This window comes from Streptomyces sclerotialus (assembly GCF_040907265.1).
Classification (GTDB): Bacteria; Actinomycetota; Actinomycetes; order Streptomycetales; family Streptomycetaceae; genus Streptomyces; species Streptomyces sclerotialus.
This window is the reverse complement of record NZ_JBFOHP010000002.1, coordinates 6,878,543-6,902,443: the sequence shown is the minus strand read 5'-3', so window position 1 is coordinate 6,902,443 and position 23,901 is coordinate 6,878,543. Positions and strand designations below refer to the sequence as shown.

The window sequence follows — 23,901 nt, the reverse complement described above, 5'->3', positions numbered from 1 at the left end:
CCGGCCCGATGACCCGCGCCCCCGTATGGCAGTTGAGCAGGACCTTCCGGAGCTCCGCCGGCGCGGTGCGCTGGGAACGGCTCGGCCCGGAGGACGCCGAACCGGTGGTGCTCCTGCACGGCACGCCCTTCTCGTCGTACGTCTGGCAGGAGATCGCCCCCGCGCTGGCCCGGCGGTACCAGGTGTTCGTCTGGGACATGCCCGGCTACGGCGCGTCCGAGAAGCACCACGGGCAGGACGTCTCCCTCGCGGCCCAGGGCGAGGTCTTCACCGAACTCCTGGCGCACTGGCAGCTGTCCCGCCCCTCCGTCGTCGCGCACGACTTCGGCGGGGCCGTGTCCCTGCGGGCCCATCTGCTGCACGGGGTCCCGTACCGCCGGCTGGCCCTGGTCGACCCGGTGGCACTCGCGCCCTGGGGATCGCCGTTCTTCCGGCTGGTCGGCGAACACGGCCCGGTCTTCGCGCAGTTGCCGCCCGCGCTGCACCTCGGGCTGGTCCGGGAGTACGTCCGCTCGGCGAGCCACCGCGGGCTGCGCGAGGACGCCGCCGAGGAACTGGTGCGGCCCTGGTCCGGCGAGACGGGCCAGGCGGCCTTCTACCGGCAGATCGCCCAGGCCGACCAGCGCTACACCGACGAGATCCAGCACAAGTACGCCGGCATCGGCATCCCCGTCACCGTCTGCTGGGGCGCGGAGGACACCTGGATCCCGGTCGCCAAAGCCCACGAACTGGCGGCGGCCATTCCGGGTGCGCGGCTCGAACTGATCCCGGGCGCCGGGCACTTGGTGCCCCTCGACGCGCCCGTGCCGCTGCTCTCCGTGCTGCTGGACTTCCTCACCGCACCGGCATGACGGACCGGGCGCGCAGCCCGGCGGCCCGCTCCGCCGCCCCGGCCACGGCGAGGAGGAGGGGCTCGGCTCCGTGCGGGGCCACGAGTTGCAGGCCCACCGGGCAGCCGTCCGCGCCGAACCCCGCGGGAACACTGGCCGCCGGATGCCCACTGAGGTTGAACGACCAGGTCAGCGCCGTACTGTACCGTTCGCCCGGCCCTTCGTGGCCATGCGGCGGATTCGGGGTGGCCGGGGTCAGCAGGAGTGGCACGCGGCCGAAGAGCGCGGCGAGCCGGCGGTCGTTGTCCGCGCGTACCCGCTCCGCAGCGGCCCGGTCGGCGCCCGGCGTCCGCAGCGCCTGCCAGGCGGCGCCCGGATCGGTCAGCCGGACCGGCTCGTCCGTCACGAGCCGGACGACCCCCGCCTCCGCGAGCCGCTCGGCCGCCCGGCGGGCGATCTCGGCCGGCTCCCGGTCCGGCGCCGCGAAGCCGAGGTCGGCGGACCAGAGCGCGGCGACGGGCAAGCCCCCGGCGCCGACGCGGCCCGCCCCGTCCTGGCTTCCCGCACACCGGCGGCCCGCCCCGTCCCGGCCGCGCCACTCGCCCGTACCGCCCCGGCCGCCGCACACCACGTTCCAGTACGCCGCCACGTCCGCCGCGCTCCGGGCGAGCACTCCGGGCGCCGCGAGCCCCGTACGGTCCGGCGAGGGCAGCAGACCGTTGGTGACCTTCAGCCCGAACACCCCGCACCAGGCGGCCGGTATCCGCACCGAGCCCGCGCCGTCGCTGCCCGTCGCCAGCGGCACGAGCCCGGCCGCGACCGCCGCCGCCGAACCGGCCGAGGAGCCGCCGGGCGTCCGGTCGGCACGCCACGGGTTACGCGTCCGCCCGCCGGCCCCCATCCCCCAGGTCTGCCACGCGGTACCGGGCCCCGGCACGGACGTCGCCCCGACCGGCACGCAGCCGGCTGCCACCAGGGCCCGCGCCGCCGCGGCCCGTGCCCCGCGCGGGCCCTTGACGCCGAGCGGCACCCCCGCGAGCGGCAGGTACGCGCCGGCGGCGACCTCCCGGTCGACCTCGGCGGCCCGCTCCGTCGCCGCCGCTTCCCACACCTCCGTGAAGGCGTGCAGCTCCGGCTCCACCGCCGCGATCCGCTCCAGTGCGGCGCGCACGACATCGACGGCACCGAGAGTCCGTGCCCGTACGGCAGCCGCGATCTCCACCGCGGAGAGCGACGGGAAGCCGTCCGGGCCGGACGGTGATCCGGTGAGCGGTTCGTCGGCGTTCTCGTTCAGCATGGCCTGCCCCCTCAGCGCCCGAGGGTAGCCGGGCGCGGCCACCGGCGGACCGGGCGCCGACTACCCCTCGCCACCCGCCGGCGTACGGCAGGCCGGGTGGCCCCAGCCCTCGGGGTTCTTGGCGATCTGCTCGCCCGCCGTGTAGGCGCGTCCGCAGCGGCAGCGGCCGGGGAACTTGGCCTTGAGCGTGCGGGAGGAGCCCGCCCCGGTACGCCGCCTCGACGCGGCGGAGGACTTCGCACCCGTGCCGGAAGGCCGGGTACCGGCACCGGAGGACTTCGCGGAAGGGCGGCGGGCCGAGGCCGGGGCGGGCGGCGGGTGCGGGGAGCCGTGCTCGCTGCCGGCGGCCTCCTGAGTGGTGGCGGCCTGGCTGGCGGCCCGGTCGGCGAAGTCGTTCAGCGGGTCGCCGTCCACCTGGTGCGCGGGAACGTACTGGAAATCCACGGAGCGGCCCGTGAGCAGCGCGTCGATGCGGACGACCAGCTCCTGGTTGGCGACCGGCTTGCCGGCGGCCGTCTTCCAGCCCTTCCGCTTCCAGCCGGGCAGCCAGGTGGTGACCGCCTTCATCGCGTACTGGGAGTCCATCCGGACCTCCAGCGGCACGTCCGGGTCGACCACCGTCAACAACCGCTCCAGGGCGGTGAGTTCCGCGACGTTGTTCGTCGCCGTGCCCAGCGGTCCTGCCTCCCAGCGGGCGGGCTCGCCCGCCTCACCGGCGATGACCCAGCCCCAGCCGGCCGGGCCGGGATTTCCTTTCGACGCCCCGTCACACGCGGCGATCACACGTTCAGCCATGGACCGATCATCCCAGCCCGGCGGACCGCCTCGCGTCCGGGCCCGTGCGCTCCGCCTTCGGCGCGGGCCTGGCGCGTACGTGCATCCGCTCGCCCTGGCGTCCGAAGAGGCTCAGCAGCTCGACCGGGCCGTCACCGGTGCCGCCGAACCAGTGCGGCAGCCGGGTGTCGAACTCGGCGGCCTCGCCCGCCGTGAGCACCAGGTCGTGATCGGCCAGGATCAGCCGCAGCTTCCCGGAGAGGACGTAGAGCCACTCGTACCCCTCGTGCGTGCACAGCTCCGGGGTGGTCCGGCCGGCCGGCAGGACCATCTTGAAGGTCTGCAGCGGGCCGGGCTGCCGGGTGAGCGGCACCACGACGTTGCCGTTCTTGTGCTGCGGCGTGAGACGAATGCGGGGATCGCCCACCTCGGGCGCGCGGACCAGCTCGTCCAGCGGGACCTGATGGGCCTGGGAAAGGGGGAGCAGCAGTTCCAGGCTGGGGCGGCGCAGGCCGGACTCCAGCCGGGACAGGGTGCTCCGGGAGATGCCGGTGGCCGCGGAGAGCTCCGCCAGGGTCACGCCGCGCCGGGTGCGCAGACGCTTGAGGCGGGGGCCGACCTCGGTGAGGGCCTGGGCGATGGCGGGTGAGTGCTGCACGCCGTTCATTGCACCGCCGCATCCCGGGAACAGCAACGGTGTTTGCCGGATCGGTGCCGCCGCGTGGCCGTTCACGCCGAACTCCCCCCACCGGCCGCCCTTACCGATCTCTACACTGCTGTAGATACCGACCTGGCTTCACCCACCGCCGGGACCCCGACACGAGCGAGGCTTCTCCGAATGTCCGTGAACCTGAACAAGGGCCAGCAGATCAGCCTGAGCAAGTCCGACGGCGGCACGCTCAGCACGGTACGCATGGGCCTGGGCTGGCAGGCCGCACAGCGCAAGGGCTTCTTCGCGAAGCTGGCCGGCGCCCGGGAGATCGACCTGGACGCCTCGGCGGTGCTGTTCGCCGGCGGCCAGGGCGTCGACGTCGTCTTCTTCCAGCACCTGACCAGCAACGACGGTTCGGTGCAGCACAGCGGGGACAACCTCGTCGGAGGTACCGGACAGGGCGACGACGAGTCCATCGCGGTCGACCTGCGGCGGGTTCCGGCCAATGTCGACCAGATCTTCTTCACCGTGAACTCCTTCACCGGCCAGACCTTCGAGGAGGTGCAGAACGCCTACTGCCGCCTCATCGACGAGTCCACCGGCCAGGAGCTGGCCCGGTACACGCTCACCGGCGGCGGCCGGCACACCGCCCAGATCATGGCCAAGGTGTACCGCTCCGGCACCACCTGGCAGATGACCGCCCTCGGCGAGCCGGCCACCGGCCGCACCTTCCAGGACCTGATGCCGGCCATCAGCCGCCTGCTCTGACCGCCTCGGTGAGGGCCTTCCGAGGCCAATGCGGTTGCTTTTGAGCCGTGGCGGTCGTTGCCCCGCGTGTGACGGGGTGGGGAGCGGGCCGGCGGGTGCGGATCGGAATCCTGACGAAGGTATTCACCGCTGAGCTGGTCGACGCGGCGACAGCCAAGCACGACCGGGCCGAGCGGCGGCGTCGCCTGCTGCCGGCACCCCGCTGGTCGGGTACTTCGTCCTGGCCCTGTGTCCGTTCGCCCGTGAGCCGTACGAGGAGGTGCTGCGGATGCTGACCAGCGGTATCCCAGGAAGCCGGGCCGTCGCGCGGGTGAACCGGTCGTCGCTGCACCGGGCTCGCTCCCGCCTCGGGGAGGACGTGCTGGAGACCGTGTTCCGCACCGCGACGGCGAACGCAGCCTCGCCTACCCGCTGGCCAGCTCCAGCGGCCTCGGAGACCTGGTCATCGCTGACCGCGGCTTCTGGTCGGTCGAGTTCGCTCACGCCTTCACCTGGCGGGCGCGGATCTGCTGGTCAGGCTCCAGTCCAACCACCTCGGCACCGCCCAGGAGGAACTTCCGGGCGGCTCGTGCCTGTCGATGGCGCGGCCGGGCAAAGAGGTCCGGCTCCGAGCCGCACGAGAGGGCCGAGCCTGCCCAAGCACGCGATCCAAGCCGAAGAGCACCCGCCGGGCCGGGAGGCCGGCATGCGAGGGGCAGCAGAACCCGCCGCCCTGAGTGCCTGCGTCTGAGCCCGTTGCTTGGCGTCCCTTTGCCGTCGCAGGGTGGTGGCATGATGCAGCGTCATGGTGAGCTTTACAGATCTCAAAGGTTTACCGCCCGCCTACAGCCGCACGGTCGCCCTCAGCGGAGTGATGGTCGCCATCCCGGGCCAGGTCCTGGTGGACAGTGATGACGTCATCGGCCGTCTCAGCGGCGTCCTCGCTGCTCGCGATGGCGTCTTGACCACTGGTCCGGCCGACCGGGACACGGTCGCTGACTGATGGGCACGCTGTTCTGGGTTGCGGGCGTGGTGATCGCGCTGTGCGTTGCGGTGTTCCTGGCGGATCGCGTTCTGCTGGCGATGGAGGCCCGGGGCTGGATCTACTGGCGCAAGACCAAGCGCCTGTCGTCCATCGGCGTCGATCTCGTACAGGAAGGCAGCCCTGGGGCTCAGGCCGCCAAGCGGGCCATGGAACAGGAACGTGTGCGCAAGAACGTCCGGCCGGCAGCAGACCCACCAGCGCCTCTTCGTGTGGACCTGGACGCCGGAACGGTGCACATTCGCCGTCAGGACGGCGATGCGCGAGAACAGTGAACAGTGGCGTGACGTCGGCCCGAGACGTCCTGTGTCCCGGCCCGGGTTCGGGCAAAGGGCCGCTCAACTGCCTGTCGTATCGGGGGTGTTAAGCTGCGGATCTTCACGGACAGCGGTCGTCATGATGGGGGCGGAAGGCTGCATGGGGACGGGAACGGCAACCGGCGGCCTGTGGGGTCGCCTTGCGTGCTGCTGGGCGATCCTCTTCGCCGGTCTGCATGTCTACTGGGCTGTGGGGGGCGCGCGTGGCCTGAGCGTCTCTGCCGGGCAGGAACTGGCCAGCGAACGTCCGCTGTGGTTCGTTGCGCTCGGTCTGTGGGGCATGGCAGCTTTGTGCCTGGTCGGTGGCATGTTGGGGTGGCTGCTCACCCGGTCATCACTGTCAGGGTTTCTCGGAGCAGCGGTGAAGTGCCTGGGCTGGGGGGCAGCCGCGCTGCTCATGATCCGCGGACTTGCGATCGAGGTCGTCATACTGGCCGATGCCGCGTTTCTGGACAGTTCCGTCAGCGCGGAGCAGAGATTCTGGTCGCTGGTCTTGTGGAATCCATGGTTCGTCCTCGGAGGGTTGGTCTTCGGGCTGGCCGCCTGGGGAAGCCACCGGCGTCGCCCGGCTGCCGCTGTCTGAACCGACTCGCCACGATTGACGGTCCGGATCAGGCAGCCTCCGGCATCATCACGTAATCGTGGGCACGTCACGGCGCTCGGCGGGACGGACCCTGCAGGCGGGTGAGCCGGCGCGTCGTGAAGGTGATGGCGGCCCAGGCGATCAGCGCTTCACCTGCCTCCGGCAGACGTTCGTGGCCGCGACACTTACAACCGCATCGGCCTCCCGAGGCCCCCACCGCCCGCACCGCACCCGTACCGCGATCCTCCACCGCCCTCCACCCCACCCATCTATACATCGCATGTATACGTGGCATGTATAGTCCCCGGCATCCGGCGAACCCGCCTCACGTTGGAGAACTACGCATGGCTTCGAAGAAGAACCTGGTCGCCAACCGCGCCGCCCTCGCCCACAAAGTGCGGTACGCCATGGGCCACCCGCAGCGGATAGCGCCGTACGTCAAGCGGGCGGCCCGGGACCGCTGGCTGGCCTTCAAGCACCCCGACCACGTCGGCTACTACCGGGCCGTCATGGCGTCCGACACCCGGCGCAACCCCGAGGCCGCCGTCGGCAGCCAGACCCACGACCGCTGGCTCGCGCTCGGCCGGATGCAGTTCGACTACCTCCGCGAACACGGCCTGAAGCCGGAGTCCCGCATGCTCGACATCGGCTGCGGCAACCTCCGCGCCGGGTGGCACTTCATCGAGTACCTCGACACCGGCAACTACTACGGCATCGACATCTCCCCCGACATCCTCATCTCCGCCAAGCAGACGCTGACCACCCAGGGCCTCCAGGCCAAGCTCCCGCACCTGACCATCACGCAGGACCTGACCCTGGACTTCCTGCCCGACGCGCACTTCGACGTCGTGCACGCGCACAGCGTCTTCTCGCACTCCCCCATCGAGGTCATCGACGAGTGCCTGGCCCACGTCGGACGGGTGCTCGCCCCCGGCGGCTTCTTCGACTTCACCTTCGACCGCACCACCGGGACCGAACACCACGTCCTGCGCGAGGACTTCTACTACCGCACCGAGACCCTCGTCGATCTCGCCGCGAAGCACGGCCTGACGGCCCGCTTCATGGACGACTGGGAGACCCGCCGGCACGGCCAGTCCAAGATCCGCGTCACCGCGCCCTGACCGGTCAGCGGTTCCGGGGCGCTGTCCAGTCCAGCGCACGACCGGTCAGCGGGCGCGGAACCGCGCCCACACCGTCTTCCCCGGTGCCCCGGCGCGCGGCCGCATCCCCCAGGCGTCGGCCAGCGCCGCGACCAGGAGCAGCCCCCGACCGGACTCGGCGTCCGCGGGGGCCTCGGCCACTCCGCCGACGACCGGGGCCCCCGGATCGGGCATCCGCTCACCGCGGGTATCGGTCACCTCGACACACAGCCTGTCGCCGCCCTCTTCGGTGAGCCGCAGATGGAAGTCCCTCCCCGGTACGTGTCCGTGCCGCACGGCGTTCGCGGCCAGCTCGGCGGCGATGAGGGTCACCACCTCGTTGGCCGTCGAGTCGTACGGGTGGCCCCAGTCGTCGAGCCGGTGCGAGACGAGCCGCCGTGCGAGGCGTGCGCCTCTAGGGGTGGAGGTGAACCGCATACCGAAGTCACGCTCACCGGCTGCGGGTTGCCGTCCCGCTGTCACGTAAGGAGGAATTGCTCCGTTCATGCGAGAGACCCTCCCGGCGTGTGCGTACGGTGACCAGCAGGGAGGCGCTGACGGGTACGGACTGTACGCGTCGGCGCAGGTCTTGTACGCGGCACGACGCGTGCCCGTGGACGGAGCTGCGCGTTGGGGCTACGAACGCGTGGCTCGCAACGGTGCGGGAGGGTCGGTACATGGACGATCAGCAGCTGCCGGGGCACGAGGGCGCAGGCGAGCACGAGTACGAACCCGGCTCAGGCACGCTGCACGTCTTCGGGCAGCAGCTCAAACTGTGCCGTCTGCGTGCGGGGATGGAGCGGTCCCGGCTCGGAGCGCTGACGGGGTACTCCGCGTCCACGATCGCCTCGTTCGAGCAGGGCCGCCGCATTCCGCCCCCGAAGTTCATCGACAAGGTGGACGACGTACTGGACGCGGGCGGAATCCTGAAGGCCGGCAAGGAGGAGGTCGCGCGGGCACAGTACCCGGCGTTCTTCCGCGATGCGGCGCGGTTGGAGGCGGAGGCGGTTGAGCTGAATTCGTACGACACCCATGTCGTCAAAGGGCTCTTGCAGACGGAGGAGTACACGCGGGCACTCCTGGCAATGCGGCGGCCGCTCCTGGACGAGGAGACGATCGAGCAACGGGTCGCCGCACGTTTGGCTCGCAAGGACATCTTCCATAGGCAACCTGCCCCTCTACTGAGCTTCGTGGTGGAGGAGCCCGTGCTGAGACGTCCTCTCGGCGGCAAGCTGGTCCAGCGGGGACAACTGGAACAGATCTTGCTCACCGGCCAGAAGCGCAACGTCGAGATCCAGGTCATGCCACTCGACCAAGAGGACAACGCCGGGGTGGACGGACCCTTCACCGTACTGACTCGGCGAGGAGGCGAGCAGGTCGCTTACATGGAGGCGCAAGGGCGGAGCACACTGGTGACCGACCGACAAGCGGTCCATGCCCTTGCGGCGCGCTATGGGATCATCCGTGCGCAGGCTCTCACTCCGCGTGAGTCGCTGGCCTTCGTCGAGAAGTTGCTGGGAGAGGTATGAACGTCGAAGAACTCGGACAGACGACCGTTGCCGAGTCGGCCTGGTTCAAGAGCAGCTACAGCGGTGCTGAGGGCGGCGACTGTGTCGAGATGGTGGCGAGCGCGGAAGCGATTCACATCCGTGACTCGAAGGACAAGGCGGGGCCGGTGTTGTCCATAGGCCCCGCCGGATGGGCGGCATTCGTCGCGTTCGCCGCGCGGGGGTGACCGCGCACGGCAACGGGGGGCGGCGTCCCGCCCCCGAGAGTCGCTGGCCCACGTCGAGAAGCTGCTGGGAGCGAGATGAGCGTCAACGAATGCGTCGGGGCACTGCCCGAGCGGGCCTGGTTCAAGAGCAGCTACAGCAGTGGTGAAGGCGGCGAATGCGTAGAGATGGCGCAGAGCGCCGGCAAAGTCCGCATCCGTGACTCGAAGGACAAGGCGGGGCCGGTGTTGTCCATAGCCCCAGCCGGATGGGCGGCCTTCGTGGAGTTCGCCGAGCAGGCCTGGATCAAGAGCAGCTACAGCACCGGCTCGGGCGGCGAATGCGTAGAGGTGGCGCAGAGTGCCGACATGGTCCGCATCCGTGACTCGAAGGACAAGGCGGGGCCGGTGTTGTCCATAGGCCCCGCCGGATGGGCGGCATTCGTCGCGTTCGCCGCGCGGGGGTGACCGCGCGGCGCCGCCTTCGTGCGCGTCAGGACTTCTTGACCGGGCGGCGGTCCTGGGGCCGCTGAAGGGCACGGAAGTCGTCGAAGAAGCCGTAGTTGTGGGCCGGCAGGCCGCCTTCGGGCCGCTCCACGGTGCGGTTCGCGTAGAGGCTGTTCAGCAGCCAGGGGTCCTTCTGCGGCCCGAAGTCCTGGGCCATGGCGGCGGCCTGGGTCACGCCGTACGTCGCCACGGCCAGCTGCCCGGTGTCCCGGAACTTCTGCACCTGGTTCCGCAGGAAGTGCTTGTGGTTCTCGAACCAGGGGCTCATGGCGAGGAAGTCCTGCCACTGCTTCGCCGGTACGGGGTGCGCGAGGGCATCCTTGATCACCTGCCATACCGGGGTGTCCGGCGCGAGGTGGTAGCGGCTCGCGTACTCGGCCGGGACGGTGTCCGTCAGGTGCTGCTTCCACAGCCGCACCAGAGAGAACTCGGTGACCAGGAACTTCTGGTCCTTGCGCAGCCGGGGCAAGGTGTAGTCGAGGTAGGCCTGCACCTTCTCGGGACCGTCCACATGGGGGTGGATGTACGCGCCCTCGATCTCCGGCGTGGCGCGCGCGTAGGCCAGCCAGCGGTCGGTGGCCTTCGTGCGCTTGTCCGGCTGGTCGAGGAAATTGAGCGCGCCCATGTAGAGGTGGGTGCGGCAGCCCTTGGGGAAGTGCTTCTTGCGGTACGCGATGACGTGTGCGGCGACCTCCTCGTAGAAGGCGTTCAGCGCGCCCGAGTCGCGGTCCTGCTGCACGCTCTCGATGAACGGCTCGTTGCCGATGGCCAGGACGTCGACGGTGTCGAGGACGGCGTGCAGGACGCGGTCGACCCGGTCCAGCTCGGCGGTCATGTCGGGGCTGTCGGGCCGGGGCAGCGCCCGGTTGTTGTACGGGAACTTCAGCGACAGCACCGTGCGATAGCCCTGCTTCCGGGCGTCCAGCAGCTTCTTGACGGCCCGCTGCTGGGTGGCGTCGGCCTTGACCTCGGGCATCGGCACGAACCCACGGAGCCAGCCGGTGGTGAGGTCGCTCAGCTCGTCGAACGTCACGCTGTCGGGGTCCTCGTTGAAGTTCGCCCCCAGCGCGCCGCTCGGTGCCGCGGCCGCGCTTCTTCCGGCGACGTCCTGGCCGGTGTCGTGTTCCGCTGACCGTTTTCCACCGGCCGGAGTCGAGCACCCCGCAGCCACCAGAGCCGCCCCGCCCGACAGTGCCAGTAGACGCCGACGCGTAACCAAGTCCCACTCACTTTCCTGCTGGCGCATGCGTTCGACCGCGACATGCCGTCGGCCGCCGCGGTCCCACCGGTCACCGTAGTCCCTGGACTGGGCCCCGGCCCCGCCCGGCCACGTCACCCGTACGCACTCTGCCCTCAAGTACATCCGTGCCCGCCGGTCGGGCAAGGACCGGCGGGCACAGGAGGGAGACCTTATGGGGTTATTCGTCGCCCTTCCGCTCGTGGTGCCGTGGCAGCCGGCCGTGGCGCAGCCCGATCCAGACGTCGCGGGCGCGGCGGCCGGCGCGGGTGCGGCTGTGGGCCACCAGCTGGCGGGCCTGCGCTTCGTCCTCGACCATGTGCGAGGAGCCGCGGAGCGGCTTGCCGGCGGTCTCGCGCAGGAAGAACGCCGAGATCACACCGATGATGCCGGCCGCCATGAGGTAGTAGGCAGGCACCATCTTGTCGCCCGTGGACTCCACCATCGCCGAGGCGATCAGGGGGGTCGTACCGCCGAAGAGCGAGACGGAGACGTTGAAGGCGACGGAGAGGCCGCCGTACCGCAGATGGGTGGGGAAGAGGGCCGGCAGCGTGGACGCGCTCGTGCCCGCGAAGCAGACGAGCAGCAGGCCGAGGATCACGCAGCCGATGGCGGGCATCAGGATGCCGCCCTGCTTGATGAGGAGGAAGGCGGGGATCGCCAGTACGACCATCGCGGCGCCTGCCCAGAGGAACATCGGGCGGCGTCCGAAGCGGTCCGAGGACCGTCCGACGGTGGTGATCGTCAGGACGACCAGGACCATCGTGCCGAGGACGAGCAGCTGGGCGGTCAGGCTCGGTTCGCCGAGGGTGCTGGTCATGTAGGTGGGCAGGTAGGAGGTGACCATGTAGTTGGTCACGTTGTAGAGCAGCACCAGGCCCATGCAGATGAGGATGGCCTCCCAGTGGTGCGTGAACAGCTCCTTCAGACGGCCCTTGCCGGACATCCGGGCCTGCTCGACCGGGTCCTCCTCCGTGCCGCCGTCCTGCGCCTCCTTGTGCTTGGCCTCGACCTCCTGGAAGGCCGGGGTCTCCTCCAGCTTCATCCGCATGTAGAGGCCGATGAGGCCGAGCGGCCCGGCGACGTAGAAGGGGATGCGCCAGCCCCACGAGAGCATCTGGTCCTCGCTGAGCACGGCGGTCAGCACGGTGACGAGGCTGGAGCCGAGCGAGTAGCCGACGAAGGTGCCGAAGTCGAGCCAGCTCCCGAGGAAGCCGCGTTTGCGGTCCGGTGAGTACTCGGCGATGTACGTCGTGGCGCCCGCGTACTCGCCGCCGGTCGAGAAGCCCTGGACCAGCCGGCAGAGGAGGAGCAGCAGCGGCGCTGCCAGGCCGATGGCGTCGTAGCTCGGCAGGAAGCCCACCGCGAAGGTGCTGATCGCCATCATGATCATGGTGGCGGCGAGCACCCGCTGCCGGCCGATGCGGTCGCCCAGCGGTCCGAAGACCAGGCCGCCGAGCGGACGCACCAGGAACGCCGCGGCGAACGTGGCGAACGTGGAGATCACCTGCGCGCCGGGCGAACTGGAGGGGAAGAAGACCTTGCCGAGGGTGGCGGCGACGTAGGCGTAGACGCCGAAGTCGAACCACTCCATCGTGTTGCCCAGCGCCGCGGCCGACACCGCCCGCCTGACCTGGGGTTTGTCGACGACGGTGACGTCCTCGGGGTCCACCGAACTCTTACGTCGGCGCAGCAGCGTGCGCACCATGCGCTCGGTCCGTACGCTGCCCGATCCGTACCCGGCGGACTGCGTTGCCTTGCGCGCTTGCCTGGATCGTTCGTTCTGCCCGTGTTTCATGGCTCCGCGTACTCGTCGTCGGTCGGGTGGCATGGGCGGGTGCCGTCCGGAGCGCGGATGACCGCAACGACTGGCACGCTTTCGTCATCCTATTGCCGCTTTGCCCCACTGGGCACTGTTTGCCAACTCGCGCGCCGTGCGTACCGTAAGCTCCCACCTGTCCCCGCCTTACCCGCATGGACGCAGGCAAACGACCTTGCGGGGGTTCCGGTTCCGGTCGGGCGGCGCCGCGCGCGCCGGACTCTCCGTCACCCGATAGGACGCGTCGCACCGAGCGCGCCGCGATCGGCCGACCGGGGGTGCTCCTCCCGGGTCAGCCGCGGAACACCGCGGGAGTCACCCCGTACACCCGCTGGAACCAGCGGGTGAAGTGGGGCTGGTCGGCGAAGCCGGTGGCGGCAGCGGCCTCGGCCGGGGTCGCGCCGGTGCGCAGCAGCGACCGGGCGCGGCGCAGGCGCAGTTGGCGCTGGTAGTCGCTGGGGGCGAGGCCGTACTCGGCACGGAAGGCCCGATAGAGCGCGAACCGGCTGCAGCCGGCGGCGGCCGCCAGCAGCTCGGCGGGCACCGGGTCCAGGTACCGCTCGTCCAGGAACGCGCGCGCCCGCCGGGCGGCCTGGCGCCGCGCCCGGTCGGTGGGCGTACGCACGGCGAGGGCCGCGGGCCGCGAGCCGGTGGCACCGCGGCGGGCCATGGCCGTGACGGCGGCGGTCAGGCGTTCGTCGCGGATCAGCGGATCGGTGGTCCCGGCCAGCGCGGCGTGCAGCCGGGCCAGCGCGTCCGCGAGCGCGGGGTCGGTCAGCACCGGGTGCGGGAACAGCGGCAGGGCACCGGACCGGCCGTCGGTGACGTCGGCGAGCACCTCGCTCACCACGGAGGGGCCGAGGTGCACGATGCGGTACCGGTAGCCCAGCTCCGCCGCGGCCCGGCCGTCGTGCACCTCGTCCGGATTGAACGCCATCACCATCCCGGCGCCGCTGGTGTGCGCGCCGCCGCGGCAGCGGAAGCGCTGGGCGCCGGCGTCGGTGATGCCGAAGGAGTACGTGTCGTGGCTGTGCGGCGGGTAGACGTGGTCACGGAAGTGTGCGTGCATGGCCTCCACGGGACGGGTGCCGTCCCGCCAGTACCGCACCCAGTTGCCGTGCGTCGCCATGGACGCATTATGGCCCGGGGCGCGCACCAGCGTTCAAGACGGGGCGGGGTGCCGGGGGCCAGAGTCGGGGCATGCCAGGGAAGAAGGGCGTGCACAGCCCGTATCTGATGTTGTCGGTCACGATGGTGCTGTGGGGCAGCGCCTTCGCCAGTTCCAAGTCGGTGGTGGAGTACGTACCGCACTCGGTCGCCGCTCTGCTGCGCTTCGGAGGTGCCGCGCTGGCGCTGCTGGTGGCGCTGCGGCTGCTCGGCGACCGCCGGAAGGAGGCCGCCGTACCGCCGGGTGCGGGCCGGCGTGCGGCCCTGGCGGGCGTCCTCGGGGTCTTCGCCTACAACAGCGCCTTCTTCTGGGGGCTTTCGCTCGCGCCCTCCCTCGATGCCGGAATTCTCATACCGGTGATGAGCCCGGTACTCACCAGCCTGTTCCTGCTGGTCACCAAGCGCGAACGGGCCTCGTGGGCGCGGCTCGCGGGGCTGGCGCTCGGGCTCACCGGCGCGGTGATCTTCTTCCTGGGCGCGGGCGGCAGCGCCGGGGGAAGCCCGACGCGGCTCGCCGGTGACGCGCTGTTCCTGCTCAGCGCGGCGTGCTGGGCCGCGTACACGCTGGCCGGGCCGCGCGTGCTGGCCGGTGTCGACCCGCTGCGCGCCACGACGTACGCCACCTGCGCGGGCGCCGTACTGCTGGGCCTGGTCGCAGCACCCGCCGTACCGGACGTGCACTGGGGCGAACTGCCGTCGGGCGTCTGGCTGAACGCGGTGTACCTGGCGCTGGGCGCCGCCGCCGTCGCCAACCTCCTGTACTACCGCGGAGTGGCCGCGGTGGGCCCCGCCTCGGCCTCCCTGATGATGTTCACCGTCCCCGTGATCAACACCCTCTGCGGCACGCTCTTCCTCGGCGAGTCCTTCGGCGCGGTACAGGCCGTGGGCGCGGTGGTGCTGCTGTGCGGTGCGGTACTCGCCGCGACACAGGGCCGGTTGCCGTGGCGCCGCCCGTCCGCGCCGGCGCCCTCCGCACCGGCTCCTCCCGGTGAGCCGGCGCGCCGGTGACCGCTGCGGCGCCGCCACATCCGGTACGTCCCTCGGGCACCGCCATATCTCGCGCGTGACGGGGCACTGGAGCCGTCGTCCGACGGAACGGAGGCGGCGACGAGATGACGGAACGACGCGCGGCACAGCGGCAGCGGTCCCCGGGCCCCGACGGGAGACCCGGGGACCGGCCCGTGCCGGACACCGGATTCCTCGGACACCCCAAAGGGCTCGCGGTCCTGTTCTTCACCGAGGCCTGGGAGCGCTTCTCGTACTACGGGATGCGCGCCATCCTGCTCTTCTACATGTACGAGCGGGTCGCCGACGGCGGCCTCGGCATTCCGCGCGCCACCGCGACCTCCCTGATCGCCGTGTACGGCGCTTCCGTCTACCTGGCCGCGATCGCGGGCGGCTGGGTGAGCGACCGGCTGCTGGGCGCGTGGCGCGGCACGCTGTACGGCGGTGTGCTGATCATGTGCGGCCATCTCTGCCTGGCGGTGCCGGCCGGCGCGCCCGCGCTGTACGCGTCGATGGTGTGCATCGTCGCCGGTACGGGGCTCCTCAAGCCCAATGTGTCCACGTCCGTGGGGAGCCTCTACGGCGCCGACGACTCCCGCAGGGACGCGGGCTTCAGCCTGTACTACATGGGCATCAGCGTCGGTGCGGTACTCGCGCCCCTCGTGGTCGGCACGCTCGGGCAGCGGTACGACTACCACCTCGGGTTCGGCGTCGCCGCCGCCGGGATGGCCGTGGGCCTGCTGGTCTACGTACGCGGCCGCCGCCACCTCAGCCCGGCCGACCTCCGCCCCGCCCATCCGCTCCGGCGGGCCGACCTGCGCGCCGGCCCCCTCGTGGGGCTCCTGGCCGCGCCGGCCGTCCTGGTCGCCGCCGCGCTGGTCCTGTCCGCCCGCGGCGCCCTGACCGCCGGTCTGGTCGTGGACGTCATCAGCGTGTCGGCCGTCGCCCTGCCGGTCGTACTCTTCACGCACATGCTGCGCAGCCCGCGCACGACCGCCCGGGAGCGGGCCGGTGTCCGGGCCTACCTCCCCCTCTTCGTCGCCGCCGTGTTCTTCTGGCTCATCCAGGAACAGGGGGCGAGCGTGCTGGCCCAGTACGCCGACCGGAGCACGGACCTCGACGCGCTGGGCTTCCCCATCCCCTCGTCGTGGTTCCAGTCGACCGGGTCGCTGGTGCTGATCTGCCTCACGCCCTTCGCCGCCGCGCTGTGGATGCGGCTCGGCCCGCGGCAGCCCGGCGCGCCCGCGAAGTTCGGCCTCGGGCTGGTGCTCGCCGGGCTGTCGTACGCCCTGCTGGTGCACCCGGCGCTGCAGCCCGGCCGCAGCAACCCGCTGTGGCTCTTCGGCAGCTTCGCCGTGGTCACCGTCGGCGAGATCCTGCTCTCCCCCATCGGCCTGTCGGTGACCACGAGCCTCGCGCCCGCCGCGTTCAGCGGCCGCACAATGGGGCTGTGGCTCGCCTCCAACGCGGCAGCGCAAGGGATATCCGCGCAGGTCGTACGCCTCTACGACCGCCACAGCGCCGCCCAGTACTTCGGCGTGGTCGGCGGTGTGAGCGTGGCCCTGGGCATCCTCCTGCTCACCGCAGCGCCCGCGCTCACCCGCCGCATGTCAGCGGCCCGAGGCCCGGCCGTCTGACCTCCGCCTAGTAGCGCTTCGGGGCCGGCCCGGGCTTCTCCCCGCGCTCCGACGGCTGGTCCGCGTTCACCTCTTCGGCGCTGCGGTCCCGCTCGTCCTCGGCGGGCTCGCGCCGCTGCGCGGGCGCCGGCTCCTCCTCTCGCCGCTCCCCCTGCCGGCCCCGGCCCGTACCTGCCTCACCCATACGTCCTCCAGCCACGTGACGAACGGAACCGGCAACGCCGCCGGCCCCACTCCATCCCCTCACGAGCAGCCGCCCCCGGCGAGACGCGGCCACCCCGCACTGCTCCGTACGGCGGACGGACGACACCGCACACGCGCCCGGCGACTCCCAGTAGGATCGCGCCGGCGACAGCCGAGCAACGGGGGCGAGCATGGCGACGCACACAGGACGGCTCTTCCGCACCAGACGGTTCTGCGCACTCCTCACGACCGCTCTCCTGCTGACCGGCTGCGGCTCCGGCTCCGACGCCCCGCCCGACAGCAGGGTGAGCCTCACCGTCACCGGCGGCATCGCCGGCGTCCAGCACGGCATCGAGGTACGCCCCGACGGCTCGGTCTCCCTGCACGACCGCCAGGGCACTCACGCAGCACGCGCCCTCTCGGCCACCGAGCGGAAGAAGCTCACCTCTCTGCTCGGCACCGCCGAATTCCCGAGCTTCCGCTCCCGCTTCGTCTCCGGCCGGTCCTACGACCTCTTCGAATACCGGCTGACCTACGGCGGCCGCACCGTGACCACCGACCGCACCACGGACCTGGGCCCCACCGACGACCTCATCGACCACCTGAACCACTGCCTCCAGGAGCGTCGATCCCGGTCAGGCGGGTGATGGTGCGGGTGAGGTGGGTGGCGTAGGGGCGGAGACGGGGATGCAGGTCGGTCCAGTGGTCGGGGTGCTGGTCCAGGTAGACGGCTCGGGCGCGGGCCGGGACGGGGCGGTGCCGGGGCGGGAGGCGGGGTAGCGCCCAGTCGACGGCCGCGTCCTTGGTGGTGAAGGTGCCGGTGGCGAGGGTGTGCCAGATACGGGCGAGGGTCAGGACGACGTTGCGGGTGTCCTCCTCCAGGTCGGCCAGGAGTTCCGGGATGCCGGTGACCATGGCACGGCGGAGGTCGTGGGGCGGGACGGGCGCGAGTGTGTGGTGCGGTGGAGGTCCGGCCAGTGGGGTGTTGCCCAGGAGCACCATCGTGATCAGCGGTGCGAGGTCGGGGCTCGGGGACGGTGCCGGCACCACGCCGCGCTCGTACTCGGGGCGCAGCCACTCGCCGTACTGGAATTCGCAGCGCGGCGGGTAGCGCCACGGGCGGACGTCGTCCTGGACCACGACGGTCAGTTCGACGGGCCGGACGGGGCCGGGCCGGTCGCTCGGGCCGGAGATCCGCAACAGGCCGTCCACCAGCGCCCGCCGCTCGTCCGGCGTGGTGCGCCGACGCGTGACGGCGAGTACGTCGACATCACTGCGCGGTCGCGTACCTCCGAGGACGGCGGAGCCGTGCCGGTAGACGCCCGCGACGGCGTCCTCGCCCAGCACGGTGTGCACCAGCTGCGCGGTGTCTTCGGCCTGTGTCAACCAGCCCTCGCCTCCCGTCCGTTGCGTCTCCCGGTCGAGTCTCTCAAGGGCTTCGGCCGAAAGGGGGGCGACTGGGGCCGCGCTCGGTGGGCACACGTCACGGCACAAGCCGGGCGACGGGAGATCGGGCATGGAAGCTTCAAGCATCATCGGCGCCATCGTGATCGGCATTGTCATCGGCGCCCTGGGCAGGCTCGTCGTTCCGGGGCGACAGCACATCGGCATCCTGTGGACGATCCTGATCGGCATCATCGCCGCCTTCGTCGGGGCGTGGCTCGCGATGGGGCTCGGTGTCGCCGCCACCAGGGGCGTCGACTGGATCGAGTGGATCATTCAGATCGCCCTGGCGGCCCTCGGCGTCATCGCCCTGGACCGCGCCAAGGTACGCCGTTGACCGAAGACCTGTGGACCGATCGAGACGATCGAGACCTGTGCGCCCCGCCCGGGCTCACAGGTCGAAGTCCGCCCACAGGCCGAAGTCCGCTCACAGGTCGAAGTCCCCGGGGTCCAGTCCCAGTGTCTGGCACACCTCACGGACGACGGCCCGCTCGCTCTCGACGAACTGGCCGTCGGCTCCGCCTATGACGATGCCGATCTGTATGACGGCCCTGGCCTCGGACGGCTTCTTCACCTTGGCCACCTCGTGCAGTACGGCGGCCTTTCCCGCGGTGAAGTCGGGGGCCAGCCGGTCGAGGCTCTCCTCGAAACGGCGCTGGAGATCGTCCGCCGCGAAGTTCTGCAGCACCTCGTTCGTGGCGATCAGCTGTGTGACCCGGCTCCGTTCGGCCGGGTCGATGATGCCGTCGGCGGCGGCGACCAGGGCGCACATGGCCATGCTCGCGTCACGGAAGGCACCGCTCCTCAGCTCGTTCTTGCGTGCCGCGAGCTGCGCCTGCATGGCCGAGACGGACTCCTTGAGGCGGTCCCATACGGTGGGGCGTACCTCCGGAGCCACCGGCGGTACCCGGCAGTGGTCGAGGTAGTCGCGCAGCACCGCCAGGTGCTGGTCGACCGTGGGGCTGTCGATGCGGTAGTAGATCTGTTTGCCCGCCTTGCGGGCGTCCACCAGCCCACCGCGCAGCAGCAGGCGCAGATGCTCGGAGGCGGTGGAGGGCCGCAGTCCGCTGCGTTCGGCGATCTCTCCGGCGGTGAGCTCGCCGACGCCCGAGAACTGCGCCAGCATCTGCTGACGGGTGTCGCTCGCGAGTGCCTTGAGGAAGACCGCTGTCGCCTCGTCCATCGCCGCCTCCTCATGGCGCTGTTGACCATGGCGCTGTCCACGCCGTCGCACACCGCACGGACACGCCGATGCCCCGGTCGGCGGCCGGACGGTCGTGTGGAGGAGTTCACCCTCTCATGCCCGCAGGTCACCCTCTCATGCCCGCGGGCGCACCACCGGCCCGGCTTCCCCGCACGGCCCTCACCCTTCTCAGACAGCTTTCAGACGGCTCTCAGACGCCGTGGCTAGGGTGCACGGGCTTTTCGATCCCTCACGCATCCATTCCCCTTCAGACGGCAGAGCTGCCTTTCAGGTTGCTTCAAGGAGGCCCTCACGTGACTCCTGACCGGGCGGACACCGGAGGCGGGCTGCGGACGGCGCCGCCGCCCCCGCTCCCTGACGCCCCGAAAACTGCACAGCGGACCGCACAGCACGCGCACGCACCGGGCAAGCGGCGCGACGCGTTCTTCGACAACGCCAAGTACCTGGCGATCGTGCTGGTCGCCGTCGGCCACTCATGGGAACCGCTCCGCGCGGGCAGCCCCACCGCCGCCGCCCTGTACGACTTCGTCTTCGCCCTGCACATGCCGGCCTTCATCATCGTCTCCGGCTACATGTCGCGCAGCTTCGAACCGAGCGGAGTGCGGCTCCAGCGCCTGGTCACCGGCGTCGCGGTGCCGTACCTGGTCTTCGAGACCGGGTACTCCCTCTTCAAACGCTTCGCGGACCACGACCCGGGCTTCGCCGTCAGCCTGCTGGACCCGTGGTACCTCACCTGGTTCCTGATCTGCCTCTTCGTCTGGCGCCTGACGACGCCGCTCTGGAAGGCGGTGCGGTGGCCCGTACCGCTGTCCCTCCTCATCGCCTGCCTCGCGTCCGTCTCCCCGAGCATCGGTGACGACCTGGACATGCAGCGCCTCCTGCAGTTCCTGCCGTACTTCGTCCTCGGGCTGAACCTCCGGGCCGAACACTTCGCCCTGCTGCGCAGCCGGCGCGCCCGGACCATCGCCGTGCCCGTCCTCGCCGCCGCCGTCGCCTTCTCCTTCTGGGCGGCGCCGCGCATGAACTCCTCCTGGCTCAACCACCGGGACGCGGCGCAGGAACTGGGCGCGCCCTGGTGGGCGGGGCCGGTGATGACGCTGGCGACCTTCGGCTGTTCGCTCGTGCTCGTCGCCTGCTTCCTGTCGTGGGTCCCCGGCCGCAGGCTGTGGTGCACGGCCCTGGGCGCGGGCACGCTGTACGGCTACCTGCTGCACGGTTTCGTCGTCCAGGGGTCCCGCATCTGGAACTGGTACGACGCCGCCTGGGTGCACACCGGCTGGGGCATGGCCGCGGTCACCGGTATCGCCGCCGCGGTGGTGACCCTGCTGTGCACGGCCCCGGTACGGCGCCTCTTCCGCGGCGTCATGGAGCCGACGATGAACTGGGCGTTCAGAGCGGATCCGGTACAGGCCGCCGCACGGCAACGAGCGCACTGAGGTCAGGCCGCCGAGCCGCCCAGCTTCCCACCTGCCCAGCCGCCCAGCCGCCCAGCCGCCCAGCCGCCCAGCCGCCCAGCCGCCCAGGGGCACGATCGCCGTGATCTTCTACAGTGTTGTAGATTTTGCGTGCGAACGATGCGAACGACGCGCACGATGCGAACGACGGATCACGGAACACCGACGGAGGAGAGCGACGTGGCGATCACCCTGGCCAAGGGCGGCAATGTCTCACTCAGCAAGGAAGCACCGGGGCTGACCGCGGTCGTCATCGGCCTGGGCTGGGACGTCCGTACCACCACGGGCACCGACCACGACCTCGACGCCAGCGCACTGCTCTGCGGCGAGTCCGGCAAGGTCGTCTCCGACCAGCACTTCGTCTTCTACAACAACCTCAAGAGCCCGGACGGCTCGGTCGAGCACACCGGTGACAACCTCACCGGCGAGGGCGAGGGCGACGACGAGCAGATCAAGGTCGACCTCGCCGCCGTGCCGGCGGACGTGGCCAGGGTCGTGTTCCCGGTCTCCATCCACGACGCCGAGGCCCGCGCGCAGAACTTCGGCCAGGTACGCAACGCCTACATCCGGGTGGTCAATCAGGCGGACGGCCAGGAGATCGCCCGTTACGACCTGAGCGAGGACGCCGCGACGGAGACGGCGATGGTCTTCGGCGAGCTGTACCGGCACGGCGGGGAGTGGAAGTTCCGCGCCGTCGGCCAGGGTTACGCGTCCGGCCTGGCCGGTATCGCCACGGACTACGGCGTCAACGTCTGACGCCGCCGCCGACGGCGGTCAGGGACAGGTCCGCGCCGGGTCGAAGGCCGTCACCGGGAGCGGTTCGCCGTCGTAGCGTTCGATGTCGACGAGGGTGGTACCGGACGTCGGCCCCTGGGCGAGGCGGGACGTACCGATGTCCCGGGTGAGCACGTTGGGGTTGCCGTGCTTGTCAAGGCTGCCGTCGGCGCGGGTGCCGGCCGGGTCGTACCAGGCGCCGGTCGGCAGGGCGAGGACACCGGGGCGGATGTCGTCGGACAGCACGGCGCCGGCGAGGCACGCGCCCCGGTCGTTGTAGACCCGCACCACGTCGCCGTCCGCGATCCCGCGTGCGGCGGCGTCCTGGCGGTTGACCGTCAGGGCTTCCCGGTCCCGTACCTTGGCCGACCTGCTGTGCGTGCCGTGGTCGTACTGGCTGTGCAGCCGGTGCGCGGGCTGCGGTGAGATCAGGTCGAAGGGGTGGCGCCGCTGTGCGTCGCCCTCCCATTCGCGGGGCTCCAGCCACACGGGATGGCCCGGGCAGTCGTCGTAACCGAAACCGGCGACCGTCCGGGAGAACACCTCGATGCGGCCGGACGGCGTGGCGAGCGGATGGGTGTCGGGGTCTTCCCGCAGGAGCCTGTACTGATTGGGCCGGTCCTGCGGCGGCGGTGTGACGAGGTGCCCCCGTCCGTCCGCCCAGAACTCCGCGAACTCGGGGAGGGTCACGCCGTCGTCGGCCAGCCGGTCGCGGGTCCGCTCGTACAGTTCCTCGACCCACTCGTCCGCCGACCGCCCCTCGGTGAACTCCTTCTGCAGCCCCAGCTTCCCGGCGATCGTGGCGAAGGCGTCGTAGTCGGTGCGGCTCTGCCCCGGCGGTTCGGTGGCCCGGTGCATGGCGGAGAGCGTCAGGTCGGTCTTGCCGGCGGCGAAGTCGTTGCGTTCCAGCATGGTCGCGGCGGGCAGCACGATGTCGCAGTGGCGGGCCAGCGGGTTCCACCAGGGCTCGTGGCAGATGACGGTTTCCGGGCGCTGCCAGGCCCGGACCAGGCGGTTCAGGTCCTGGTGGTGGTGGAAGGGGTTGCCGCCGGCCCAGTAGACGAGCCGGATGTCCGGGTAGCTGAGCCGTCGGCCGTCGTAGTCGAACGGCTCTCCCGGGTGCAGCAGCATGTCGGCGATGCGCGCGACCGGGATGAACGTCTCGACGGGGTTGTGGCCCTGGGGCAGGGCGGCGACGGCGTGCCGCCGGCGCTCCACCCCGGTCTGCGAGATGCCCAGCGCGGCGGCGAAGCCCCCGCCCGGGCGTCCCATCGAGCCGGAGAGTGCCGCCAGCACGGTGGCCGTCCAGTACGGCTGCTCGCCGTGGTCCTGCCGCTGGACGGAGAGGCTGACGTTGAGGACGGTGCGGTGCCGGGCGATCCGCCTGGCCAGGCGGATGATGGTGGCGGCGTCGACGCCGGTGAGTTCCGCGGCCCAGCCCGGGGCCTTGGGGAGGCCGTCGCTCCGGCCCAGCACGTACCGCTCGAACACCTCGAAGCCCGTGCAGCACCGCCGCACGAAATCGGCGTCGTACCGCTCCTCCGTGATCAGTACGTACGCCAGCGCGAGCATGAGCGGCACATCGGTGTTGGGCCGCAGTGGCACCCACTCCGCTTCGAGCGCGTCGTCCGCGTCCGACCGCCACGGCGAGACGTTGACGAACGCCACGCCGTTGTCCCGGCAGCGCCGCTGCTGGTCGACGTTCTGGTGGCGGCCGACCCCGCCGGAGTTCGCCTGGGCGTTCCTGGCGGCCAGGCCGCCGAAGGAGACGACCAGCTCACCGTGGTCGGCGATCTCCTGCCAGAGCGGACTCTGCTCGACGGCGTTCCACGGCCCGCCGCCGATCACGTGCGGCATGACCGCTTCCATGGCCGCGGCGCTGTAGGAGCCGACGGAGGAGGTGAATCCGCCGAGGACGTTCAGGAAGCGGTGCACCTGGCTCTGGGCGTGGTGGAACCGCCCCGCGCTCCCCCACCCGTACGACCCGCCGTAGATCGCCTCGTTGCCGTACGTGTGGCGTACCCGGTCCAGCTCGGCGGCGATCAGTCCGGCGGCGTCGTCCCAGGAGACGGGGACGAAGGGCTCGGCGCCCCGGCCGCCGCCGTCGTACCGCGGCCCGTGCTCCAGCCAGCCCCGGCGCACCATGGGCTGGAGGATCCGGTTGGGGGCGTGGTGGGCGGCCGCCACGCCCCGCCCGATGGGCGAGGGGCGGGGGTCGTCCGCCGCGGGCTCCAGCGCCTTGACGTCACCGTCACTGTCCGTGACGACCTCGTAGTTGCCCCAGTGCGTGGCCGTGGGAGAGCGCAGCTGCCGGGGGCTGCCGTCATCAGGGTTCGAGGTCGAGGTCACTGTTTCGCCTCACGTCTGTCCGGTCGTGCG

26 protein-coding genes and 1 pseudogene are annotated in these 23,901 nt (G+C 71.3%); 15 read left to right on the top strand and 12 right to left on the bottom strand.

What is annotated here, in order from left to right; genetic code table 11:
- Positions 1-8 precede the first annotated feature (8 nt).
- The gene (locus AAC944_RS30395) at positions 9-851 is read left to right on the top strand and encodes an alpha/beta fold hydrolase (protein ID WP_030620503.1); all 843 of its coding nucleotides are present in this window, start codon (positions 9-11) and stop codon (positions 849-851) included.
- On the opposite strand, the gene AAC944_RS30390 is transcribed toward AAC944_RS30395, so the two are convergent.
- The 3 genes from AAC944_RS30390 to AAC944_RS30380 are packed head-to-tail and all read right to left on the bottom strand — an operon-like array spanning position 835 to position 3,568.
- Positions 835-2,127, bottom strand: a complete 1,293-nt coding sequence (locus AAC944_RS30390; protein WP_078888806.1) for an amidase family protein — start codon at positions 2,125-2,127, stop codon at positions 835-837. The two genes, AAC944_RS30395 and AAC944_RS30390, sit on opposite strands and share 17 nt — an antisense overlap.
- 60 nt (positions 2,128-2,187) lie before the next feature.
- Positions 2,188-2,922: a ribonuclease H family protein gene (locus tag AAC944_RS30385; RefSeq protein ID WP_030620497.1), complete on the bottom strand. Its 735-nt coding sequence runs from the start codon at positions 2,920-2,922 to the stop codon at positions 2,188-2,190.
- A 7-nt stretch (positions 2,923-2,929) separates the two neighbouring features.
- Positions 2,930-3,568, bottom strand: a complete 639-nt coding sequence (locus tag AAC944_RS30380) for a helix-turn-helix domain-containing protein (protein ID WP_037772879.1) — start codon at positions 3,566-3,568, stop codon at positions 2,930-2,932.
- Between the two features lie 171 nt (positions 3,569-3,739).
- On the opposite strand from AAC944_RS30380, the gene AAC944_RS30375 reads away from it, so the two are divergent.
- The 5 genes from AAC944_RS30375 (at position 3,740) to AAC944_RS30350 (ending at position 7,363) form a co-directional block, all read left to right on the top strand.
- Entirely contained in the window at positions 3,740-4,321 is a 582-nt protein-coding gene (locus AAC944_RS30375; protein WP_030620493.1) for a TerD family protein, read from the top strand.
- Positions 4,322-4,523: 202 nt separating this feature from the next.
- Positions 4,524-5,051 (top strand): transposase domain-containing protein, encoded by a 528-nt coding sequence (locus tag AAC944_RS30365; RefSeq protein WP_078888804.1) that lies wholly within the window; start codon positions 4,524-4,526, stop codon positions 5,049-5,051.
- 251 nt (positions 5,052-5,302) lie between these two features.
- Complete coding sequence (locus tag AAC944_RS30360) at positions 5,303-5,617, top strand: hypothetical protein (protein ID WP_030620489.1); 315 nt, start codon at positions 5,303-5,305, stop codon at positions 5,615-5,617.
- Between the two features lie 121 nt (positions 5,618-5,738).
- Positions 5,739-6,242, top strand: coding sequence for a DUF3995 domain-containing protein (locus AAC944_RS30355; RefSeq protein ID WP_107054213.1), 504 nt, complete (start codon positions 5,739-5,741; stop codon positions 6,240-6,242).
- Between the two features lie 344 nt (positions 6,243-6,586).
- Positions 6,587-7,363 (top strand): class I SAM-dependent methyltransferase, encoded by a 777-nt coding sequence (locus AAC944_RS30350; RefSeq protein ID WP_030620484.1) that lies wholly within the window; start codon positions 6,587-6,589, stop codon positions 7,361-7,363.
- Positions 7,364-7,408: 45 nt separating this feature from the next.
- Here the strand turns inward: AAC944_RS30350 and AAC944_RS30345 are convergent, their stop codons facing one another.
- Positions 7,409-7,819 carry an ATP-binding protein gene (locus AAC944_RS30345; protein WP_037772878.1) on the bottom strand — a complete coding sequence of 137 codons (411 nt, stop codon included), beginning with the start codon at positions 7,817-7,819 and terminating at the stop codon, positions 7,409-7,411.
- Between the two features lie 239 nt (positions 7,820-8,058).
- Here AAC944_RS30345 and AAC944_RS30340 point away from each other — a divergent pair, with 239 nt between their 5' ends.
- The 3 genes from AAC944_RS30340 (at position 8,059) to AAC944_RS30330 (ending at position 9,560) form a co-directional block, all read left to right on the top strand.
- Complete coding sequence (locus AAC944_RS30340; protein ID WP_030620478.1) at positions 8,059-8,910, top strand: helix-turn-helix domain-containing protein; 852 nt, start codon at positions 8,059-8,061, stop codon at positions 8,908-8,910.
- Entirely contained in the window at positions 8,907-9,116 is a 210-nt protein-coding gene (locus AAC944_RS30335; RefSeq protein WP_030620476.1) for a DUF397 domain-containing protein, read from the top strand. The genes AAC944_RS30340 and AAC944_RS30335 overlap by 4 nt, the downstream gene beginning before the upstream one ends.
- 75 nt (positions 9,117-9,191) lie before the next feature.
- A complete protein-coding gene (locus AAC944_RS30330; protein WP_037772877.1) occupies positions 9,192-9,560 on the top strand; it encodes a DUF397 domain-containing protein in 369 nt (122 codons plus the stop codon).
- Positions 9,561-9,585: 25 nt separating this feature from the next.
- On the opposite strand, the gene AAC944_RS30325 is transcribed toward AAC944_RS30330, so the two are convergent.
- The 3 genes from AAC944_RS30325 to AAC944_RS30315 form a co-directional block, all read right to left on the bottom strand.
- Positions 9,586-10,632, bottom strand: a complete 1,047-nt coding sequence (locus AAC944_RS30325) for a hypothetical protein (protein WP_368396516.1) — start codon at positions 10,630-10,632, stop codon at positions 9,586-9,588.
- A gap of 385 nt (positions 10,633-11,017) precedes the next feature.
- Positions 11,018-12,544: a glycine betaine/L-proline transporter ProP gene (proP, locus tag AAC944_RS30320; protein ID WP_037772876.1), complete on the bottom strand. Its 1,527-nt coding sequence runs from the start codon at positions 12,542-12,544 to the stop codon at positions 11,018-11,020.
- Positions 12,545-12,947: 403 nt separating this feature from the next.
- Entirely contained in the window at positions 12,948-13,784 is an 837-nt protein-coding gene (locus AAC944_RS30315) for an AraC family transcriptional regulator (protein ID WP_030620462.1), read from the bottom strand.
- A 71-nt stretch (positions 13,785-13,855) separates the two neighbouring features.
- Between AAC944_RS30315 and AAC944_RS30310 the strand changes: the two genes are divergently transcribed.
- Both AAC944_RS30310 and AAC944_RS30305 read left to right on the top strand, forming a co-directional pair.
- Complete coding sequence (locus tag AAC944_RS30310; protein ID WP_030620460.1) at positions 13,856-14,830, top strand: DMT family transporter; 975 nt, start codon at positions 13,856-13,858, stop codon at positions 14,828-14,830.
- Positions 14,831-15,003: 173 nt separating this feature from the next.
- Complete coding sequence (locus AAC944_RS30305; protein ID WP_030620457.1) at positions 15,004-16,464, top strand: peptide MFS transporter; 1,461 nt, start codon at positions 15,004-15,006, stop codon at positions 16,462-16,464.
- Between the two features lie 7 nt (positions 16,465-16,471).
- Here the strand turns inward: AAC944_RS30305 and AAC944_RS30300 are convergent, their stop codons facing one another.
- Complete coding sequence (locus tag AAC944_RS30300) at positions 16,472-16,648, bottom strand: DUF1674 domain-containing protein (protein ID WP_107054212.1); 177 nt, start codon at positions 16,646-16,648, stop codon at positions 16,472-16,474.
- Between the two features lie 190 nt (positions 16,649-16,838).
- On the opposite strand from AAC944_RS30300, the gene AAC944_RS30295 reads away from it, so the two are divergent.
- On the top strand, positions 16,839-17,294 hold the full coding sequence (locus AAC944_RS30295) for a hypothetical protein (protein ID WP_030620454.1): 456 nt from the start codon (positions 16,839-16,841) through the stop codon (positions 17,292-17,294).
- Here AAC944_RS30295 and AAC944_RS30290 read toward each other — a convergent pair.
- The gene (locus tag AAC944_RS30290; RefSeq protein WP_051872143.1) at positions 17,239-18,033 is read right to left on the bottom strand and encodes an aminoglycoside adenylyltransferase family protein; all 795 of its coding nucleotides are present in this window, start codon (positions 18,031-18,033) and stop codon (positions 17,239-17,241) included. The two genes, AAC944_RS30295 and AAC944_RS30290, sit on opposite strands and share 56 nt — an antisense overlap.
- Positions 18,034-18,163: 130 nt before the next feature.
- Here AAC944_RS30290 and AAC944_RS30285 point away from each other — a divergent pair, with 130 nt between their 5' ends.
- Positions 18,164-18,427 (top strand): GlsB/YeaQ/YmgE family stress response membrane protein, encoded by a 264-nt coding sequence (locus AAC944_RS30285; protein ID WP_030620449.1) that lies wholly within the window; start codon positions 18,164-18,166, stop codon positions 18,425-18,427.
- 90 nt (positions 18,428-18,517) lie between these two features.
- Here AAC944_RS30285 and AAC944_RS30280 read toward each other — a convergent pair whose 3' ends face one another.
- Both AAC944_RS30280 and AAC944_RS30275 read right to left on the bottom strand, forming a co-directional pair.
- Positions 18,518-18,931: a tellurite resistance TerB family protein gene (locus tag AAC944_RS30280; RefSeq protein WP_051872160.1), complete on the bottom strand. Its 414-nt coding sequence runs from the start codon at positions 18,929-18,931 to the stop codon at positions 18,518-18,520.
- A 117-nt stretch (positions 18,932-19,048) separates the two neighbouring features.
- Positions 19,049-19,273, bottom strand: a pseudogene (locus AAC944_RS30275) (ArsR/SmtB family transcription factor); the annotation flags it as partial.
- A 314-nt stretch (positions 19,274-19,587) separates the two neighbouring features.
- On the opposite strand from AAC944_RS30275, the gene AAC944_RS30270 reads away from it, so the two are divergent.
- Both AAC944_RS30270 and AAC944_RS30265 read left to right on the top strand, forming a co-directional pair.
- Positions 19,588-20,730, top strand: a complete 1,143-nt coding sequence (locus AAC944_RS30270; protein ID WP_368396513.1) for an acyltransferase family protein — start codon at positions 19,588-19,590, stop codon at positions 20,728-20,730.
- 198 nt (positions 20,731-20,928) lie between these two features.
- Positions 20,929-21,504 carry a TerD family protein gene (locus AAC944_RS30265; RefSeq protein WP_030620439.1) on the top strand — a complete coding sequence of 192 codons (576 nt, stop codon included), beginning with the start codon at positions 20,929-20,931 and terminating at the stop codon, positions 21,502-21,504.
- 18 nt (positions 21,505-21,522) lie between these two features.
- On the opposite strand, the gene AAC944_RS30260 is transcribed toward AAC944_RS30265, so the two are convergent.
- Positions 21,523-23,871: a molybdopterin-dependent oxidoreductase gene (locus tag AAC944_RS30260; protein WP_196943184.1), complete on the bottom strand. Its 2,349-nt coding sequence runs from the start codon at positions 23,869-23,871 to the stop codon at positions 21,523-21,525.
- Positions 23,872-23,901: the final 30 nt, after the last annotated feature.

Excerpts from the sequence above, each read along its gene's own strand:
- AAC944_RS30355 (WP_107054213.1), top strand. The coding sequence starts at position 5,739 with ATGATGGGGGCGGAAGGCTGCATGGGGACGGGAACGGCAACCGGCGGC.
- AAC944_RS30380 (WP_037772879.1), bottom strand. The coding sequence starts at position 3,568 with ATGAACGGCGTGCAGCACTCACCCGCCATCGCCCAGGCCCTCACCGAG.
- AAC944_RS30330 (WP_037772877.1), top strand. The coding sequence starts at position 9,192 with ATGAGCGTCAACGAATGCGTCGGGGCACTGCCCGAGCGGGCCTGGTTC.
- AAC944_RS30280 (WP_051872160.1), bottom strand. The coding sequence starts at position 18,931 with ATGCAGGCGCAGCTCGCGGCACGCAAGAACGAGCTGAGGAGCGGTGCC.
- proP (WP_037772876.1), bottom strand. The coding sequence starts at position 12,544 with ATGGTGCGCACGCTGCTGCGCCGACGTAAGAGTTCGGTGGACCCCGAG.
- AAC944_RS30395 (WP_030620503.1), top strand. The coding sequence starts at position 9 with ATGACCCGCGCCCCCGTATGGCAGTTGAGCAGGACCTTCCGGAGCTCC.
- AAC944_RS30360 (WP_030620489.1), top strand. The coding sequence starts at position 5,303 with ATGGGCACGCTGTTCTGGGTTGCGGGCGTGGTGATCGCGCTGTGCGTT.
- AAC944_RS30350 (WP_030620484.1), top strand. The coding sequence starts at position 6,587 with ATGGCTTCGAAGAAGAACCTGGTCGCCAACCGCGCCGCCCTCGCCCAC.
- AAC944_RS30295 (WP_030620454.1), top strand. The coding sequence starts at position 16,839 with ATGGCGACGCACACAGGACGGCTCTTCCGCACCAGACGGTTCTGCGCA.
- AAC944_RS30285 (WP_030620449.1), top strand. The coding sequence starts at position 18,164 with ATGGAAGCTTCAAGCATCATCGGCGCCATCGTGATCGGCATTGTCATC.
- AAC944_RS30340 (WP_030620478.1), top strand. The coding sequence starts at position 8,059 with ATGGACGATCAGCAGCTGCCGGGGCACGAGGGCGCAGGCGAGCACGAG.
- AAC944_RS30385 (WP_030620497.1), bottom strand. The coding sequence starts at position 2,922 with ATGGCTGAACGTGTGATCGCCGCGTGTGACGGGGCGTCGAAAGGAAAT.
- AAC944_RS30375 (WP_030620493.1), top strand. The coding sequence starts at position 3,740 with ATGTCCGTGAACCTGAACAAGGGCCAGCAGATCAGCCTGAGCAAGTCC.
- AAC944_RS30335 (WP_030620476.1), top strand. The coding sequence starts at position 8,907 with ATGAACGTCGAAGAACTCGGACAGACGACCGTTGCCGAGTCGGCCTGG.
- AAC944_RS30315 (WP_030620462.1), bottom strand. The coding sequence starts at position 13,784 with ATGGCGACGCACGGCAACTGGGTGCGGTACTGGCGGGACGGCACCCGT.
- AAC944_RS30310 (WP_030620460.1), top strand. The coding sequence starts at position 13,856 with ATGCCAGGGAAGAAGGGCGTGCACAGCCCGTATCTGATGTTGTCGGTC.
- AAC944_RS30300 (WP_107054212.1), bottom strand. The coding sequence starts at position 16,648 with ATGGGTGAGGCAGGTACGGGCCGGGGCCGGCAGGGGGAGCGGCGAGAG.
- AAC944_RS30390 (WP_078888806.1), bottom strand. The coding sequence starts at position 2,127 with ATGCTGAACGAGAACGCCGACGAACCGCTCACCGGATCACCGTCCGGC.
- AAC944_RS30345 (WP_037772878.1), bottom strand. The coding sequence starts at position 7,819 with ATGCGGTTCACCTCCACCCCTAGAGGCGCACGCCTCGCACGGCGGCTC.